Source organism: Pseudoalteromonas ulvae UL12, from assembly GCF_014925405.1.
GTDB lineage: Bacteria > Pseudomonadota > Gammaproteobacteria > Enterobacterales > Alteromonadaceae > Pseudoalteromonas > Pseudoalteromonas ulvae.
The window spans coordinates 1-13,414 of record NZ_AQHJ01000019.1 but is presented as its reverse complement, the minus strand read 5'-3'; the positions used below and the strand labels follow the sequence as shown (position 1 = coordinate 13,414).

Genomic DNA, 13,414 nt, shown 5'->3' with positions numbered 1-13,414 from the left:
CTAAGTCGGCAGGTCTCAGTCAGAGATTGGGCGTGTGAATTTTGATTCACACGCCTTTTAAATTAGAGTGTGAAGTCGATGCTATAACCGACAAAAACCTTAAAGTCGTCATCGTCTAAGTCTGTTTGTAATAGACCTAAGCTAAAGCCATCCTTTGCTAACGTGACGCCATAATCTATATAACGGTCTTCACCATACCACTCTTGTACTGTATCACCGCTTGACTGACCTAAGTGAAAAGCAAGTTCAGTACCGTTGAGTATCTCAAAAGCGGCATTAAGCTCTACGTAAAGCATATCTTCTTCAGCACTGGCGTCATTTTGTGCATGAGTCAGATAACTCACTTTTCCTTCTAGCCATTGCCAAGCAACTGCACCATATAACTCACCAAAATCAATTGAGCTAGCGGCATCGGGATAGGCGTAGTAAACATAACCGACGTCATAGCTAAAGTCGCCCATAGACTGGCTAAAACCAGCATAAAAGTCCATTTCATAGCTTGCACTAGTCTGCGTGCCAAAGTCGATGTTAGACACCCAGGTGCCAGCATAAAAACCGCTTTCGTTGCTGTAATCAATCCCACCTGATACGGCGGCTTGATCTGCTGTTTGGGTTATGCCACGCCAAAAGTAGTTCGAGCTTGCTGCGATATTTGCAGTGACTTCGGCATAACTTGCTGTAGTCGTCAGTGAGAGGCAAGATAATGCAATGGCTGTTGTGAGATGTTTGATTTGCATAGTTTTTCCTTTATTTTTTAAGTAGCGCAAAATTTATTCATCTTTGACGTAGCAAGAGGTAAGCCAATAGCATTTTTGTTGGCAAGTTGACTTTTAAGCTATAAAAATCATGAGGTTGCAATTAATTCTGAAGTTGCCTGTAATAAAAAACGCACCATCTAGGTGCGTTTTTTAGATTTGTTGCATGATAAACGTGCAACGTATTGTTATCACTTAGGTTAGCCGAAGATCGTTCGCATTAATGCGATTGTTTCATTAACGCTACGTCCTTTAACGACTTCTGCAACAATCGAATCACGCATGTTTTTAATATGCTCAGGAATGTCCTCTGCAGTTAAAGCGCGGTCAACTAAAATTTCAGCCGAATCCTTACCGCGTTTTTGCCCTTTATTTAAGTTACCTGTAGCAGAGGCTCTTTTTGGCTTATTGAGTAACTTTAGATAATTCGAGTTTTCAGCTTGTTGTAGGTCACTGTAGAAAAATAGACTCGGCAGTAAAGCTTTGATGTGCCAAAGTGTCTGTTCTTGTTCTGATTCAGGGAGGCTGCTTTGGAACCAAGGCATAGTGTGCACAGTCATTAATACATCATCCCAATAGCGTTGAAAGTCGCGATTGTTTAGTTTAACCACTCCCAATGCTTGGCTTAATAGCTCAAGTTTTGCCTGACTAAGTGTGATGAAAAAATCCGGGCGACGCATGGCTAGTAAGCGTGTTGCTGGCGCAAGTGTTGCTTTATCATCATCTAAATCAACAAATGCAGCTAAATATTCGCTAATAAATGCCGCGTATTGCTCATAACTAATATCGCCTTCAAGTGGAATGTGGCTAAGAGCGCTATCAAGTTTATGAGGGCATTCAGTTAGGGCTAAATGAAAAGCTTTGGCTGCTTTAGTTGAGCAGAACCACTCAACATCAAATTGATACACCGATGGATCGTGATTCGCGGTGTGTTTACCAGCATAGGCAAGCTTATCTTCTTCAATCATTTTTTCGAGAGGTTGTGCTTTGATTGAGCTTACGTAGTGTATTAAGGCAAGCTGTTCGTTTAAGCCCAATTGCTCGGCTTTGTTATTAATGAATGTCGCCAATACAGGCCAAGGTGCAATTCGTAACATTTTTAGTTGTTGTATCGTCAATGCTTGCTGTAATTGCTGCGCCATTTTTTTTACGATAGGTAACTGCTTATCTTCTAAAAGGGCGAAATTAATTCTGTTTTGACATACATCGAGTAATTCTTCACACCAACCGGCGAAATCCTTGGGGTGGTTTTCTACTTTCACTGCCATCAAGTTCAAGCTGATATCTGGTACTAATTTAAGGATATTTTGATACAACGAGTTATCAGCGTCAGATAGGTTCATTTGTGATGGAGAGATAAGCAGTTTTTTCATTAAGTAAATTCAACTCGACTAAAATTAATAGGAAGCCCACTGAAAGTGGGTCGTGCATCATACCTAGTTCTATTTTTGATTCAATCTTGACACATAAAATAGTCAAATTTATTTCAAATTTAAATTCTTAATATTTGTTACACTATGGAATGGTTATTTATATAAATAATCAATAAAATTAATAGGCTAATGCGCAGCTTTAATTGAGAAAAAATATTGATACGCTGTGTGAAATTGTAAAAAGGGAATGAAATGAAAACGTTACTAAAAATTTTCGCGGGAGTCGTGGTTGCGCTGGTGTTGTTAATTATCGCGATCCCTTTTTTACTTCCTGTCGATTATATTTTCGAAAAGGTTTCAACATCTGTAGAACAAACAACGGGGCGTACGCTTACTATTAAAGGCGAAAAATCTCTGTCTGTCTTTCCTTCGTTAAAATTAGAGCTCAACGATGTTCGCCTCGCAAATCTAAAAGCAAGCAACGAGTCCGATATGGTGTCTATGAAGCAGTTGGCCATTCATATTCCTTACCTCTCAGTGCTATCAGGTGATGTAGAACTAGAAAAATTTGTGATTCAACAGCCACGTATTTTATTGGAAAAAATGAGCGATGGTCAGGTTAATTGGCAATTAGTCCAACCAACATCCACCCCTACACCAAGTAAAGCTGAAGCGCCACAATCAGCTGATATTCCAGAAGGCTTTGACATTATGCTCGGTGAGGTAGCGATATACGATGGGGAAATAGAGTATGTTGACCATCAAGCTGGTACCAAAACCGAATTAACCGCCGTTAATGTAAGTATAGAACTGCCATCTCTTTTTAAAGACCTGACAATTAAAGGTCAAGTCACTTACTTGAATGAAGCTTTCGAACTTGATACTCAATTAACTACGCCAGCGAAAGTCATTAGAGGTAATGACTTTTCGGTAAAAAGTGAAATGAACTCATCTTTATTAAGTGCCAATTTTAGTGGTGAAATCTTAAAAGCGGGAAAAGAGTTTAAAGGCAGTATGTATGTCAAAGGTAACTCAGTTAAAAACATTTTGAGTTGGCAAAATATTGCACTTGAAGCAAAAGAGAATGCTTTGAATCAATTTGAATTAGACGCTCAAATACATGGCTATGAACAAACGCTGACTTTGTCGAGTTTTAAAATGGCGCTTGATGAATTAGCAATGAAGGGGAGCGCATCGATTGTTACAACAGCTGTGCCTTCAATTAGTGCCAATATGGATTTAGGTATGCTCGATTTAAATCCGTACTTGCCAGTCGAGCAGGCTCATGAAGATAACAATGAAAAACAATCTGAAGTTGCTCAACCTATAATTTGGGATGATACAGAACTGGATTTGTCAGGGTTAAACGCGATAAATGCTGACATTAAAGTCAAATCAACAGGATTAATCGCTAATAAGATTACCTTAGGTGAAAATGACTTTTCGGTGCAGCTTAATAAAGGCATCGCTAAATTAGCGATGACTGAATTTAATGCTTATTCAGGTAAAGGTGTAGGTAGCGTAATCGTTAATGCAAACCAAGCACCGTATAAAATCACTACAGACTTTAAACTCATAGGCATTGATGCAGAACCTTTACTGAGTGACGCGGCTGGTTTTGATAAGTTAATGGGGAAAGGGGAGTTAAACTGGCAACTTACGACACAAGGCAAGAGTCAAAAAGCGTTTATGAGTCAATTGGCGGGTGATGCATCATTTAGCTTTAATGATGGGGCTGTAAAAGGCGCCAATATTGCGGCACTCGTTCGTAAAGCTAAAGAAATGCTTAAAGGTGATTTGAGCGCAGTAAAAGATGGATTAAATGCTGGGTTTGATAAGTCGCAGCAAACAGATTTTACAGCTTTAACTGGCAGCATGAAATTTAACAATGGTGTAGGTAACAATACAGATTTGTACTTAGCAAGCCCGCTTATTCGTATTACAGGCTCAGGAACGGTTGATTTACCAAAGACACAACTTTCGTATCGTCTAGTGACAGGGATTGTTGATTCTATTGAGGGGCAAGGAACAAAAGACACCAGTACAGGTTTTAAGATTCCAGTTAAAATTAAAGGTCCATTCCATGATGTGTCGATTAACCTAGATATGGGAAAAGCCGCTGAGGATGAAGTTAAAAATAAAGCAAAAGATAAAATCAAAGATAAACTAAAAGGATTGTTTGGTTAACAGTACTAACACAATAAACAGGCGCTTTAGTAGGCGCTTTTTTATACTTGAAAAGAAAATAACTATCCCAATATAGGTAACATCGTAAAAAGATTTACGACTGTTCATTTAATAAACACTTGACCGATAAAGAGAAGATCTAGGTAGATTAATTTTTGATTCATAAATACACCATTTAATTAAAATTTAACCTACCACTGTCCAATGTTTGCTGGTACAATTGCCCGCCCTTGAGATGTCCCAGTGATAAAATTGAGGGGAAATTGAACAATATGTCTTGATTTCTTAGTAAGTTAAGGCGTTTCCTAAACTACACAGGAGCACATTTAGATGATCCAAATGCAAACTCAGCTGGACGTTGCTTGTAACAGCGGCGCTCGCAAAGTGCAGTGTATTAAAGTCTTAGGTGGTTCGCACCGTCGTTATGCTGCAATTGGCGACATCATCAAAGTTTCTGTTAAAGAAGCAATTCCTCGCGCTAAAGTGAAGAAAGGTGATGTACTAAACGCAGTAGTAGTGCGTACACGTAAAGGCGTTCGTCGTCCTGACGGTTCTTTGATCCGTTTCGATGGTAATGCAGCTGTAATGTTAAACGCAAATCTACAGCCTATAGGTACTCGTATCTTCGGTCCTGTGACTCGCGAACTTCGTACAGAGAAGTTCATGAAAATCGTTTCACTAGCCCCAGAAGTACTATAAGGAGTCTATCATGGCAGCAAAAATCCGTCGTGGTGACGAAGTAGTCATACTTGCAGGTAAAGACAAAGGAAAGCAAGGTAAAGTGCTTTCAGTTGTAACTGAATCTAGCAGAGTATTTGTCGAAGGCATCAATCTTATCAAAAAGCATCAGCGTCCGGTTCCACAATTGAACCAAGCTGGTGGTATTGTTGAGAAAGAAGCGTCTATCGACGTATCAAACGTTGCGATCTTCAACCAGGAAACTGGTAAAGCGGATCGTGTTGGTTTCAAGATTGAAGACGGTAAGAAATTACGTATCTTCAAATCTACTGGTAAAACTATCTAATAGTTATTGGAGTAGACGATGGCGAAACTGCATGAAGTATATAACGACAAAGTAGTAGCTGAACTTCAAAAAGAGTTCGGTTTCAGCTCTGTCATGCAAGTCCCTCGAATAGAGAAAATCACCCTGAATATGGGTGTGGGCGAAGCCCTTGCAGATAAAAAGATTCTAGAAAATGCTGTTGCAGATCTAGAAGCAATCTCTGGTCAGAAAGCATTGATCACTAAAGCTCGTAAATCAGTTGCTGGTTTTAAAGTTCGTGAAGGCTATCCGATCGGTTGTAAAGTAACCCTACGTGGCGAGCGTATGTGGGAATTCCTTGAGCGTTTGGTAACAATCGCCATGCCTCGTATTCGCGATTTCCGTGGTGTAAGTGCTAAGTCTTTTGACGGACGTGGTAACTACAGCATGGGCGTACGTGAGCAAATTATCTTCCCAGAAATCGATTATGATAAAATCGACCGTGTACGCGGTATGGATATCACAATCACTACTTCTGCTAAGAATGATGAGGAAGGCCGCGCGTTGCTAACTGCGTTTAACTTCCCATTTAAGAAATAAGGGTAGGGTTATGGCAAAGAATTCAATGAAAGCGCGCGAAGAAAAACGCGCTAAATTAGTTGTAAAGTTCGCTGAAAAGCGCGCAGCTCTTAAAGCTATCATCAGCGGTGTTGAAACTTCTGATGAAGAGCGTTGGGACGCGGTATTAAAGCTACAAAGCCTTCCGCGTGATTCTAGCCCTGCACGTCAACGTAATCGTTGTAACATTACGGGCCGCCCACACGGTTACCTTCGTAAGTTCGGCTTAAGCCGTATCAAAACTCGCGAAGCAGCCATGCGCGGTGAAATTCCTGGCCTTAAAAAGGCTAGCTGGTAATAGAATCTCGGGAGTAAGACAATGAGCTTGCAAGATCCAATCGCGGATATGTTTACACGTGTTCGTAACGGCCAAACAGCGAAAAAGGTTTCAGTATCTATGCCTTCTTCAAAGTTAAAAGTTGCTGTTGCAAAAGTGCTTAAAGACGAAGGTTACATCGCTGATTTTTCAGTGAGTGGCGACGCTAAACCTGAACTAGCTGTTGAATTAAAATATTTCGAAGGCAAAGCTGTTATCGAAACAATTCAACGCGTTAGCCGTCCAGGTCTACGTATTTATAAGAAACGTGGTGATTTACCAACAGTAATGGGCGGTTTAGGCATTGCTATCGTTTCAACTTCTAAAGGCTTGATGACTGACCGTGCTGCACGTGGTGCTGGCGTTGGTGGTGAAATCATCGGCTTTGTAGCTTAATCGGAGGGAACTATGTCTCGTGTTGCTAAGGCACCAATCAATGTTCCTGCCGGTGTAGAAGTTACACTAAACGGCCAGGACATCAAAGTTAAAGGCAAAAACGGTGAGTTAAGCCGTACAATCAATGCTGCAGTTGAAGTTGTAGTAAACGAAAACGTAATCACTACTCTTCCTCGTGAAGGTGTAGTAAATGCATGGGCTCAAGCAGGTACTGCTCGCGCTCTAATCAACAACATGTTAGTTGGTGTTGATGCAGGTTACGAACGTAAACTTCAGTTAGTTGGTGTTGGTTATCGTGCTGCAGCCAAAGGTAAAGTATTAGACTTAACTCTTGGTTTCTCACACCCAGTGAATTTCGAAGTTCCTGAAGGGATCACTATCGAAACTCCTAGCCAAACTGAAGTTCTTGTTAAAGGCGCAGATAAGCAGCTTGTAGGTCAAGTAGCTGCTAACATTCGCGCATACCGTAAACCTGAGCCTTATAAAGGTAAAGGTGTTCGTTATGCTGATGAAAATGTGCGTCGTAAAGAAGCCAAGAAGAAGTAAGGTAAGACGATGGATAAAAGAACTGCTCGTCTACGTCGTGCTAAACGTACGCGTAGAAATTATATTGAACAAGGCGTAACGCGTCTTGTTATCCACCGCACGCCACGTCACATTTACGCTCAAGTAGTTACTGCTGAGGGTACTGTACTGGCTGCTGCTTCTACAGTTGAAAAAGCTATTAGCGAAACAGTTAAAGGCACAGGTAACATCGAAGCAGCGCAAGCTGTGGGTAAAACTGTTGCTCAACGTGCAGCTGACAAAGGTATCGAAAAGATTTCTTTTGATCGTAGTGGCTTTAAATATCACGGCCGTGTGAAGGCGCTTGCAGATGCAGCGCGTGAAGCCGGTTTGCAATTCTAGGAGTAGACGATGGCTAACGTAGAAGCAAAGCAACAACAGCCTGATTTAGCTGAGAAGCTAGTTGCTGTAAACCGTGTGTCTAAAGTTGTTAAAGGTGGTCGTATCTTTAGCTTCACAGCACTAACGGTTGTTGGCGATGGCGCAGGTAAAGTAGGTTTTGGTTACGGTAAAGCACGCGAAGTTCCAGCTGCGATTCAAAAAGCAATGGAAAAAGCGCGCCGTAACATGATTAATGTAGACCTTAATGGTAATACACTGCAACACCCTGTAAAGGGTCGTCATGCAGGTTCATTAGTATTCATGAAACCAGCCTCTGAAGGTACTGGTATCATCGCTGGTGGTGCAATGCGCGCAGTGTTAGAAGTTACTGGTGTACATAACGTATTATCAAAGTGCTACGGTTCAACTAACCCGATCAACGTTGTACGCGCAACTATTTCTGCGCTTGAGAACATGAGTTCTCCAGCACGCGTTGCAGCTAAGCGTGGTCTTAGCGTAGAACAGATCAAGGGGTAAACCATGGCTAAGCAAACTGTTAAAGTAACACAAGTAAAGAGCTCTATCGGTCGTTTACCGAAGCATAAAGCTACATTACGTGGTCTTGGTTTACGTCGTATCAACCACACTGTTGAGTTAGAAGATACTCCATGTGTGCGCGGTATGATCAACCAGGTTTATTACATGGTTAAGGTTGAGGGGTAATTCATGCGTCTGAATACACTTTCACCTGCTGCTGGTGCAAAAACAGAGAAAAAACGCCTAGGTCGTGGTATCGGTTCTGGTCTTGGTAAGACTGGTGGCCGTGGTCACAAAGGTCAAAAATCTCGTTCTGGCGGTACTGTACGCGTTGGTTTTGAAGGCGGTCAAATGCCAATCCAACGTCGTCTACCAAAATTCGGTTTCACATCACGCAAATCATTAGTATCTGCTGAAGTAAACCTTTATGAAATCGCTAAAGTTGAAGGCGATGTGGTAGAGCTTAGTACACTACAAGCAGCTGGTCTGGTTAAGAAGAACGTTCTGTTCGTTAAAGTAGTTAAATCTGGCGAAGTTTCACGCGCTGTGACTGTCAAGGGTCTTAAAGTGACCAAGGGCGCTCGCGAAGCAATTGAAGCTGCCGGAGGCAAGGTAGAAGAATAATAAGGAAAGTACCATGGCTAAACCAGGTCTAGATATGCAAAGTGCCCAAAGTGGTCTAGCGGAATTGAAGCGTCGCTTACTGTTCGTACTCGGAGCTATAATCATTTACCGTTTAGGTTCTTTTGTGCCAATCCCTGGTATTGACGCCGCTGTACTAGCCGAATTCTTCGAGCAACAAAAGGGCACCATAGTTGAAATGTTTAACATGTTCAGCGGTGGTGCGCTTGAGCGAGCATCGGTATTGGCATTAGGTATCATGCCTTACATCTCAGCTTCGATTATTATGCAGCTATTGACGCACATCCATCCTGCGATGATAGAGCTTAAGAAAGAAGGTGAACAAGGTCGTAAGAAGATCAGTCAATACACTCGTTATGCTACGCTTGTGCTAGCAACTGTACAATCAATCGGTATTGCAACCGGTTTACCTAATATGATGCAAGGTCTGGTTGTTAATCCAGGTTTTGGATTTTATTTCACCGCTGTGGTGAGCTTGGTAACTGGTACAATGTTCTTGATGTGGTTGGGCGAACAAATAACTGAGCGTGGTATCGGTAACGGTATCTCAGTTCTAATATTTGTTGGTATTGTTGCTAACCTGCCGTCTGCTATTGGTTCGACAGCCGAAATGGCGCGCCAAGGTGATTTGAATGTTTTAATGCTGTTAGTAATTGCTGTTATTGTATTTGCTGTAACTTACTTAGTGGTGTTCTTTGAACGTGGTCAACGACGTATTGTTGTGAACTACGCTAAACGTCAGCAAGGCCGTCAGGTGTTTGCTGCACAAAGTACGCATTTACCACTGAAAGTAAATATGGCGGGTGTTATTCCACCAATCTTTGCTAGTAGTATTATTCTGTTCCCTGGTACAATTGCCAGCTGGTTTGGTCAGGGCGAAGGTCCTGTTGCTGATGCATTACAAACTATCTCTTTAGCTCTGTCTCCAGGACAGCCGCTATATGCGATGGTATTGGCTGCAGCAATTATCTTCTTCTGCTTTTTCTATACAGCGTTGGTATTTAATCCACGTGAAACAGCAGATAACCTGAAAAAGTCTGGTGCATTTATACCAGGTATTCGTCCAGGTGAGCAGACATCGAAATACATTGATAAAGTGATGACACGCCTGACATTGGCAGGTGCTTTGTACATTACCTTTATCTGTCTGGTGCCCGAGTTCATGACAATGGCATGGCAAACGCCATTCTATTTCGGCGGTACATCAATTTTGATTATCGTTGTTGTGATTATGGACTTTATGGCACAAGTACAGACCCATCTGATGTCACATCAGTATGATTCTGTGCTGAAAAAAGCTAACCTTAAAGGCTACGGTCGATAAGGTCAGTCTACGGAGTTGAGTTATGAAAGTTCGTGCTTCCGTTAAGAAAATTTGCCGTAACTGTAAAGTTATTAAACGTGCCGGTGTTGTACGTGTAATTTGCAGTGAGCCTAAGCACAAGCAAAGGCAAGGCTAAGTAATAGTCGTACAGGCTGAGTATAAAAATGCTCAGCCTGTGTTCTTGGTTGAAGTTTGATTATTGGTTGAGTATCCTAACGGGCTTTTCAACAGAATATAATCAAATTCTAATATAGGAGATGTGTTAGTGGCCCGTATTGCTGGCATTAACGTCCCTGATCATAAACATGCTGTTATCGCATTAACTGCTATTTATGGTGTTGGTAAAACTCGCTCTAAGGCTATCTTAGCTGCGACAGGAATCGCTGAAACAACTAAAATCGGCGAATTAAACGAAGAATTACTTGATGTACTTCGTGAAGAAGTAGGCAAGTACACCGTTGAAGGTGATCTTCGTCGTGAAATCACATTAAATATCAAACGTCTTATGGACCTTGGTTGCTATCGTGGTCTTCGTCATCGTCGCTCTTTACCACTTCGTGGTCAAAGAACTAAGACTAACGCGCGTACTCGTAAGGGTCCTCGTAAGCCTATTAAGCGATAAGGGTAAAGACAATGGCAAAAGCACCAATTCGTCGTAAGAAGGTTAAAAAGCAAGTTGCTGATGGTATGGCTCATGTCCATGCATCTTTCAACAACACTATTGTAACGATTACAGATCGCCAAGGTAATGCTTTATCTTGGGCAACTGCAGGTGGTTCAGGTTTCCGTGGTTCACGTAAATCTACTCCATTCGCTGCACAGGTTGCTGCTGAGCGTGCAGGTACTGCTGCTCAAGAGTACGGTTTGAAAAACCTAGAAGTTTTCATTAAGGGTCCAGGTCCAGGCCGTGAGTCTGCTGTACGTGCTCTTAATGCTGTAGGTTACCGTATTACAAACATCACTGACGTGACGCCAATTCCTCATAATGGTTGTCGTCCACCGAAGAAACGTCGCGTATAACAATAGGTTAGTGGAGAAAGAACATGGCTAGATATTTGGGCCCTAAGCTCAAGCTAAGTCGTCGTGAAGGTACTGACCTGTTCCTTAAAAGCGGCGTTAGAGCGATTGACTCTAAATGTAAACTAGAGACAGCACCTGGTCAGCATGGCGCCCGTAAAGGTCGTTTATCTGATTACGGTTTGCAGTTACGTGAAAAGCAAAAAGTACGTCGTATCTACGGTGTATTAGAAAAGCAATTCCGCAACTACTATAAAGATGCTGCTCGTATTAAAGGCAACACTGGCGAAAACCTTTTACAACTTCTAGAACAACGTCTAGATAATGTTGTATACCGTATGGGTTTTGCAAGTACTCGTGCTGAAGCACGTCAACTTGTAAGCCACAAGTCGGTTATGGTTAACGGTATTGTTGTTAACATTCCTTCTTACAGAATCACTGCAGATGATGTAGTTGTTATTCGTGAGAAAGCTAAGAAGCAAGCACGTATTGTTGCTGCTCTTGAGTTAGCAGAACAACGTGAAAAACCAACTTGGGTTGAAGTAGACGGTAGCAAAATGGAAGGCGTTTTCAAACGTTTACCAGAGCGTTCTGATCTGTCTGCAGATATTAACGAACAGCTAATCGTCGAACTTTACTCTAAGTAAAGTAAGAGTTAAGAGAGGATAAAATGCAGGGTTCTGTAACCGAATTCCTAAAGCCAAGATTAGTCGAAATCGACGCAGTCTCACCAACACGCTCTAAAGTTGTTTTAGAGCCGTTAGAGCGTGGCTTTGGTCACACTCTTGGTAACGCTTTACGCCGTATATTACTTTCATCTATGCCAGGATGCGCAGTGACAGAAGTCGAAATCGATGGCGTATTGCACGAGTACAGCGCGAAAGAAGGCGTACAAGAAGACATCATTGAAATATTGTTAAACCTTAAAAGTTTAGCGGTTACTCTAGAAGGTAAAGATGAAGTTTTCCTTACCCTGACAAAATCAGGCGTAGGCCCTGTAACTGCGGCAGACATTCAGCATGATGGTGATGTTACGATCTGTAATCCAGATCACGTTATTTGTCACTTAACGACAGATAGCAGCAATATCAGCATGCGTATACGTGTTGAACGTGGTCGTGGTTATGTTCCTGCATCTAACCGTTTATCCTCTGATGACGATGAGCGCCCAATAGGCCGTTTGTTGCTTGATGCATCATTCAGCCCGGTTGAGCGTATTGCGTACTCGGTTGAGTCAGCTCGTGTTGAACAACGTACAGATTTAGATAAGTTAATTATCGACATGGAAACTAACGGTACACTGGATCCTGAAGAAGCGATCCGTCGTGCCTCAACAATCTTAGCTGAACAGCTAGATGCATTCGTAGATTTACGTGATGTTTCAGAGCCAGAAGCGAAAGAAGAGAAGCCAGAATTCGATCCGATTCTACTTCGTCCTGTCGATGATCTTGAATTAACTGTACGTTCAGCGAACTGTTTGAAAGCCGAGCAAATTCAATATATCGGTGATTTAGTTCAGCGCACTGAAGTTGAGCTTCTTAAAACACCTAATTTAGGTAAGAAGTCTCTAACAGAAATTAAAGACGTGCTAGCTTCTCGTGGTCTATCTCTAGGCATGCGCCTTGAGAATTGGCCGCCAGCAAGCCTTGCTGAATAATATAACTCACTGAATTAAGTTTAGTTAGAAGGATAGGGTAATGCGCCATCGTAAGAGTGGTCGTCAATTAAATCGCAATAGCAGCCATCGTAAAGCGATGTTTAGCAATATGGCAGGTTCTTTGGTGAAGCACGAAATCATCAAAACAACTTTACCAAAAGCTAAAGAGTTGCGTCGTGTAATTGAGCCTTTAATCACACTGGCTAAGACTGATAGCGTTGCAAATCGCCGTTTAGCGTTTGCTCGCACGCGTGATAACGAAGTTGTTGGTAAATTGTTTAACGAGCTAGGCCCTCGCTTTGAAGGTCGTCCTGGTGGTTACACTCGTATTTTGAAGTGTGGCTTCCGTGCTGGTGACAATGCTCCAATGGCTTATGTTGAACTAGTAGGTCGTGTTTCTACGACTGAAGAAGTTCAAGAAGACGCACAGTCTGCAGAGTAAGTCTGATATGACAAAAAAAGCCGAGCAATAGCTCGGCTTTTTTATGTCTAAAGTTTTATAATCTGTTTATCTGTTTATCTGTTTATCTGTTTATCGGAATATAAGAAACGAGCCCGTATTTATCTCTGTTAGTTTGATCAGTAACCGTTTTGGATGAAATATAAACGAATAATCTTTTTTATATGACTTTTTTAAATTAATGCTTGATCAAAAAAAGGATCTCCCTATAATGCGACCCCACTGAGACGGCAGACAGCAACGCTTAGCGAGGCGAAGGTCGAAT

General features: G+C 41.9%; 20 protein-coding genes. 18 read left to right on the top strand and 2 right to left on the bottom strand.

Annotated elements, in window-relative coordinates; translation table 11 throughout:
- Positions 1–62 precede the first annotated feature (62 nt).
- The gene (locus PULV_RS00630; protein WP_086745959.1) at positions 63–737 is read right to left on the bottom strand and encodes a TorF family putative porin; all 675 of its coding nucleotides are present in this window, start codon (positions 735–737) and stop codon (positions 63–65) included.
- Positions 738–955: 218 nt separating this feature from the next.
- On the bottom strand, positions 956–2,128 hold the full coding sequence (locus PULV_RS00625; protein WP_193330604.1) for a hypothetical protein: 1,173 nt from the start codon (positions 2,126–2,128) through the stop codon (positions 956–958).
- Positions 2,129–2,380: 252 nt separating this feature from the next.
- Between PULV_RS00625 and PULV_RS00620 the strand changes: the two genes are divergently transcribed.
- The 18 genes from PULV_RS00620 (at position 2,381) to rplQ (ending at position 13,131) form a co-directional block, all read left to right on the top strand.
- Positions 2,381–4,315 carry an AsmA family protein gene (locus tag PULV_RS00620; protein WP_193330603.1) on the top strand — a complete coding sequence of 645 codons (1,935 nt, stop codon included), beginning with the start codon at positions 2,381–2,383 and terminating at the stop codon, positions 4,313–4,315.
- A gap of 330 nt (positions 4,316–4,645) precedes the next feature.
- Positions 4,646–5,014, top strand: a complete 369-nt coding sequence (gene rplN, locus PULV_RS00615; RefSeq protein ID WP_086745962.1) for a 50S ribosomal protein L14 — start codon at positions 4,646–4,648, stop codon at positions 5,012–5,014.
- A gap of 10 nt (positions 5,015–5,024) precedes the next feature.
- Complete coding sequence (rplX, locus tag PULV_RS00610) at positions 5,025–5,339, top strand: 50S ribosomal protein L24 (RefSeq protein WP_086745963.1); 315 nt, start codon at positions 5,025–5,027, stop codon at positions 5,337–5,339.
- Positions 5,340–5,357: 18 nt separating this feature from the next.
- The gene (rplE, locus tag PULV_RS00605) at positions 5,358–5,897 is read left to right on the top strand and encodes a 50S ribosomal protein L5 (protein ID WP_086745964.1); all 540 of its coding nucleotides are present in this window, start codon (positions 5,358–5,360) and stop codon (positions 5,895–5,897) included.
- Positions 5,898–5,907: 10 nt separating this feature from the next.
- Entirely contained in the window at positions 5,908–6,213 is a 306-nt protein-coding gene (rpsN, locus tag PULV_RS00600; RefSeq protein WP_086745965.1) for a 30S ribosomal protein S14, read from the top strand.
- A gap of 21 nt (positions 6,214–6,234) precedes the next feature.
- Positions 6,235–6,627: a 30S ribosomal protein S8 gene (gene rpsH, locus PULV_RS00595; protein WP_086745966.1), complete on the top strand. Its 393-nt coding sequence runs from the start codon at positions 6,235–6,237 to the stop codon at positions 6,625–6,627.
- Positions 6,628–6,639: 12 nt separating this feature from the next.
- Positions 6,640–7,173: a 50S ribosomal protein L6 gene (gene rplF, locus PULV_RS00590; RefSeq protein WP_086745967.1), complete on the top strand. Its 534-nt coding sequence runs from the start codon at positions 6,640–6,642 to the stop codon at positions 7,171–7,173.
- A gap of 9 nt (positions 7,174–7,182) precedes the next feature.
- Complete coding sequence (gene rplR / locus PULV_RS00585) at positions 7,183–7,533, top strand: 50S ribosomal protein L18 (protein WP_086745968.1); 351 nt, start codon at positions 7,183–7,185, stop codon at positions 7,531–7,533.
- Between the two features lie 9 nt (positions 7,534–7,542).
- Complete coding sequence (gene rpsE / locus PULV_RS00580) at positions 7,543–8,049, top strand: 30S ribosomal protein S5 (RefSeq protein ID WP_086745969.1); 507 nt, start codon at positions 7,543–7,545, stop codon at positions 8,047–8,049.
- 3 nt (positions 8,050–8,052) lie between these two features.
- The gene (gene rpmD / locus PULV_RS00575; protein WP_086745970.1) at positions 8,053–8,235 is read left to right on the top strand and encodes a 50S ribosomal protein L30; all 183 of its coding nucleotides are present in this window, start codon (positions 8,053–8,055) and stop codon (positions 8,233–8,235) included.
- A 3-nt stretch (positions 8,236–8,238) separates the two neighbouring features.
- Positions 8,239–8,673 (top strand): 50S ribosomal protein L15, encoded by a 435-nt coding sequence (rplO, locus tag PULV_RS00570; RefSeq protein WP_086745971.1) that lies wholly within the window; start codon positions 8,239–8,241, stop codon positions 8,671–8,673.
- Positions 8,674–8,686: 13 nt separating this feature from the next.
- The gene (gene secY, locus PULV_RS00565) at positions 8,687–10,015 is read left to right on the top strand and encodes a preprotein translocase subunit SecY (RefSeq protein ID WP_086745972.1); all 1,329 of its coding nucleotides are present in this window, start codon (positions 8,687–8,689) and stop codon (positions 10,013–10,015) included.
- 22 nt (positions 10,016–10,037) lie between these two features.
- The gene (rpmJ, locus tag PULV_RS00560; RefSeq protein ID WP_002959476.1) at positions 10,038–10,151 is read left to right on the top strand and encodes a 50S ribosomal protein L36; all 114 of its coding nucleotides are present in this window, start codon (positions 10,038–10,040) and stop codon (positions 10,149–10,151) included.
- Between the two features lie 129 nt (positions 10,152–10,280).
- Complete coding sequence (rpsM, locus tag PULV_RS00555) at positions 10,281–10,637, top strand: 30S ribosomal protein S13 (RefSeq protein WP_086745973.1); 357 nt, start codon at positions 10,281–10,283, stop codon at positions 10,635–10,637.
- An 11-nt stretch (positions 10,638–10,648) separates the two neighbouring features.
- The gene (gene rpsK, locus PULV_RS00550) at positions 10,649–11,035 is read left to right on the top strand and encodes a 30S ribosomal protein S11 (protein WP_009839382.1); all 387 of its coding nucleotides are present in this window, start codon (positions 10,649–10,651) and stop codon (positions 11,033–11,035) included.
- A 23-nt stretch (positions 11,036–11,058) separates the two neighbouring features.
- Positions 11,059–11,679 carry a 30S ribosomal protein S4 gene (gene rpsD, locus PULV_RS00545; protein ID WP_086745974.1) on the top strand — a complete coding sequence of 207 codons (621 nt, stop codon included), beginning with the start codon at positions 11,059–11,061 and terminating at the stop codon, positions 11,677–11,679.
- A gap of 23 nt (positions 11,680–11,702) precedes the next feature.
- Complete coding sequence (locus tag PULV_RS00540) at positions 11,703–12,689, top strand: DNA-directed RNA polymerase subunit alpha (RefSeq protein ID WP_086745975.1); 987 nt, start codon at positions 11,703–11,705, stop codon at positions 12,687–12,689.
- 40 nt (positions 12,690–12,729) lie between these two features.
- Positions 12,730–13,131, top strand: coding sequence for a 50S ribosomal protein L17 (gene rplQ / locus PULV_RS00535; RefSeq protein ID WP_086745976.1), 402 nt, complete (start codon positions 12,730–12,732; stop codon positions 13,129–13,131).
- Positions 13,132–13,414 lie beyond the last annotated feature (283 nt).

What these genes read in the sequence shown, in the direction of transcription:
- PULV_RS00630 (WP_086745959.1), bottom strand. Translation starts at nt 737, where the DNA reads ATGCAAATCAAACATCTCACAACAGCCATTGCATTATCTTGCCTCTCA.
- PULV_RS00625 (WP_193330604.1), bottom strand. Translation starts at nt 2,128, where the DNA reads ATGAAAAAACTGCTTATCTCTCCATCACAAATGAACCTATCTGACGCT.
- PULV_RS00620 (WP_193330603.1), top strand. Translation starts at nt 2,381, where the DNA reads ATGAAAACGTTACTAAAAATTTTCGCGGGAGTCGTGGTTGCGCTGGTG.
- rplN (WP_086745962.1), top strand. Translation starts at nt 4,646, where the DNA reads ATGATCCAAATGCAAACTCAGCTGGACGTTGCTTGTAACAGCGGCGCT.
- rplX (WP_086745963.1), top strand. Translation starts at nt 5,025, where the DNA reads ATGGCAGCAAAAATCCGTCGTGGTGACGAAGTAGTCATACTTGCAGGT.
- rplE (WP_086745964.1), top strand. Translation starts at nt 5,358, where the DNA reads ATGGCGAAACTGCATGAAGTATATAACGACAAAGTAGTAGCTGAACTT.
- rpsN (WP_086745965.1), top strand. Translation starts at nt 5,908, where the DNA reads ATGGCAAAGAATTCAATGAAAGCGCGCGAAGAAAAACGCGCTAAATTA.
- rpsH (WP_086745966.1), top strand. Translation starts at nt 6,235, where the DNA reads ATGAGCTTGCAAGATCCAATCGCGGATATGTTTACACGTGTTCGTAAC.
- rplF (WP_086745967.1), top strand. Translation starts at nt 6,640, where the DNA reads ATGTCTCGTGTTGCTAAGGCACCAATCAATGTTCCTGCCGGTGTAGAA.
- rplR (WP_086745968.1), top strand. Translation starts at nt 7,183, where the DNA reads ATGGATAAAAGAACTGCTCGTCTACGTCGTGCTAAACGTACGCGTAGA.
- rpsE (WP_086745969.1), top strand. Translation starts at nt 7,543, where the DNA reads ATGGCTAACGTAGAAGCAAAGCAACAACAGCCTGATTTAGCTGAGAAG.
- rpmD (WP_086745970.1), top strand. Translation starts at nt 8,053, where the DNA reads ATGGCTAAGCAAACTGTTAAAGTAACACAAGTAAAGAGCTCTATCGGT.
- rplO (WP_086745971.1), top strand. Translation starts at nt 8,239, where the DNA reads ATGCGTCTGAATACACTTTCACCTGCTGCTGGTGCAAAAACAGAGAAA.
- secY (WP_086745972.1), top strand. Translation starts at nt 8,687, where the DNA reads ATGGCTAAACCAGGTCTAGATATGCAAAGTGCCCAAAGTGGTCTAGCG.
- rpmJ (WP_002959476.1), top strand. Translation starts at nt 10,038, where the DNA reads ATGAAAGTTCGTGCTTCCGTTAAGAAAATTTGCCGTAACTGTAAAGTT.
- rpsK (WP_009839382.1), top strand. Translation starts at nt 10,649, where the DNA reads ATGGCAAAAGCACCAATTCGTCGTAAGAAGGTTAAAAAGCAAGTTGCT.
- rpsD (WP_086745974.1), top strand. Translation starts at nt 11,059, where the DNA reads ATGGCTAGATATTTGGGCCCTAAGCTCAAGCTAAGTCGTCGTGAAGGT.
- PULV_RS00540 (WP_086745975.1), top strand. Translation starts at nt 11,703, where the DNA reads ATGCAGGGTTCTGTAACCGAATTCCTAAAGCCAAGATTAGTCGAAATC.
- rplQ (WP_086745976.1), top strand. Translation starts at nt 12,730, where the DNA reads ATGCGCCATCGTAAGAGTGGTCGTCAATTAAATCGCAATAGCAGCCAT.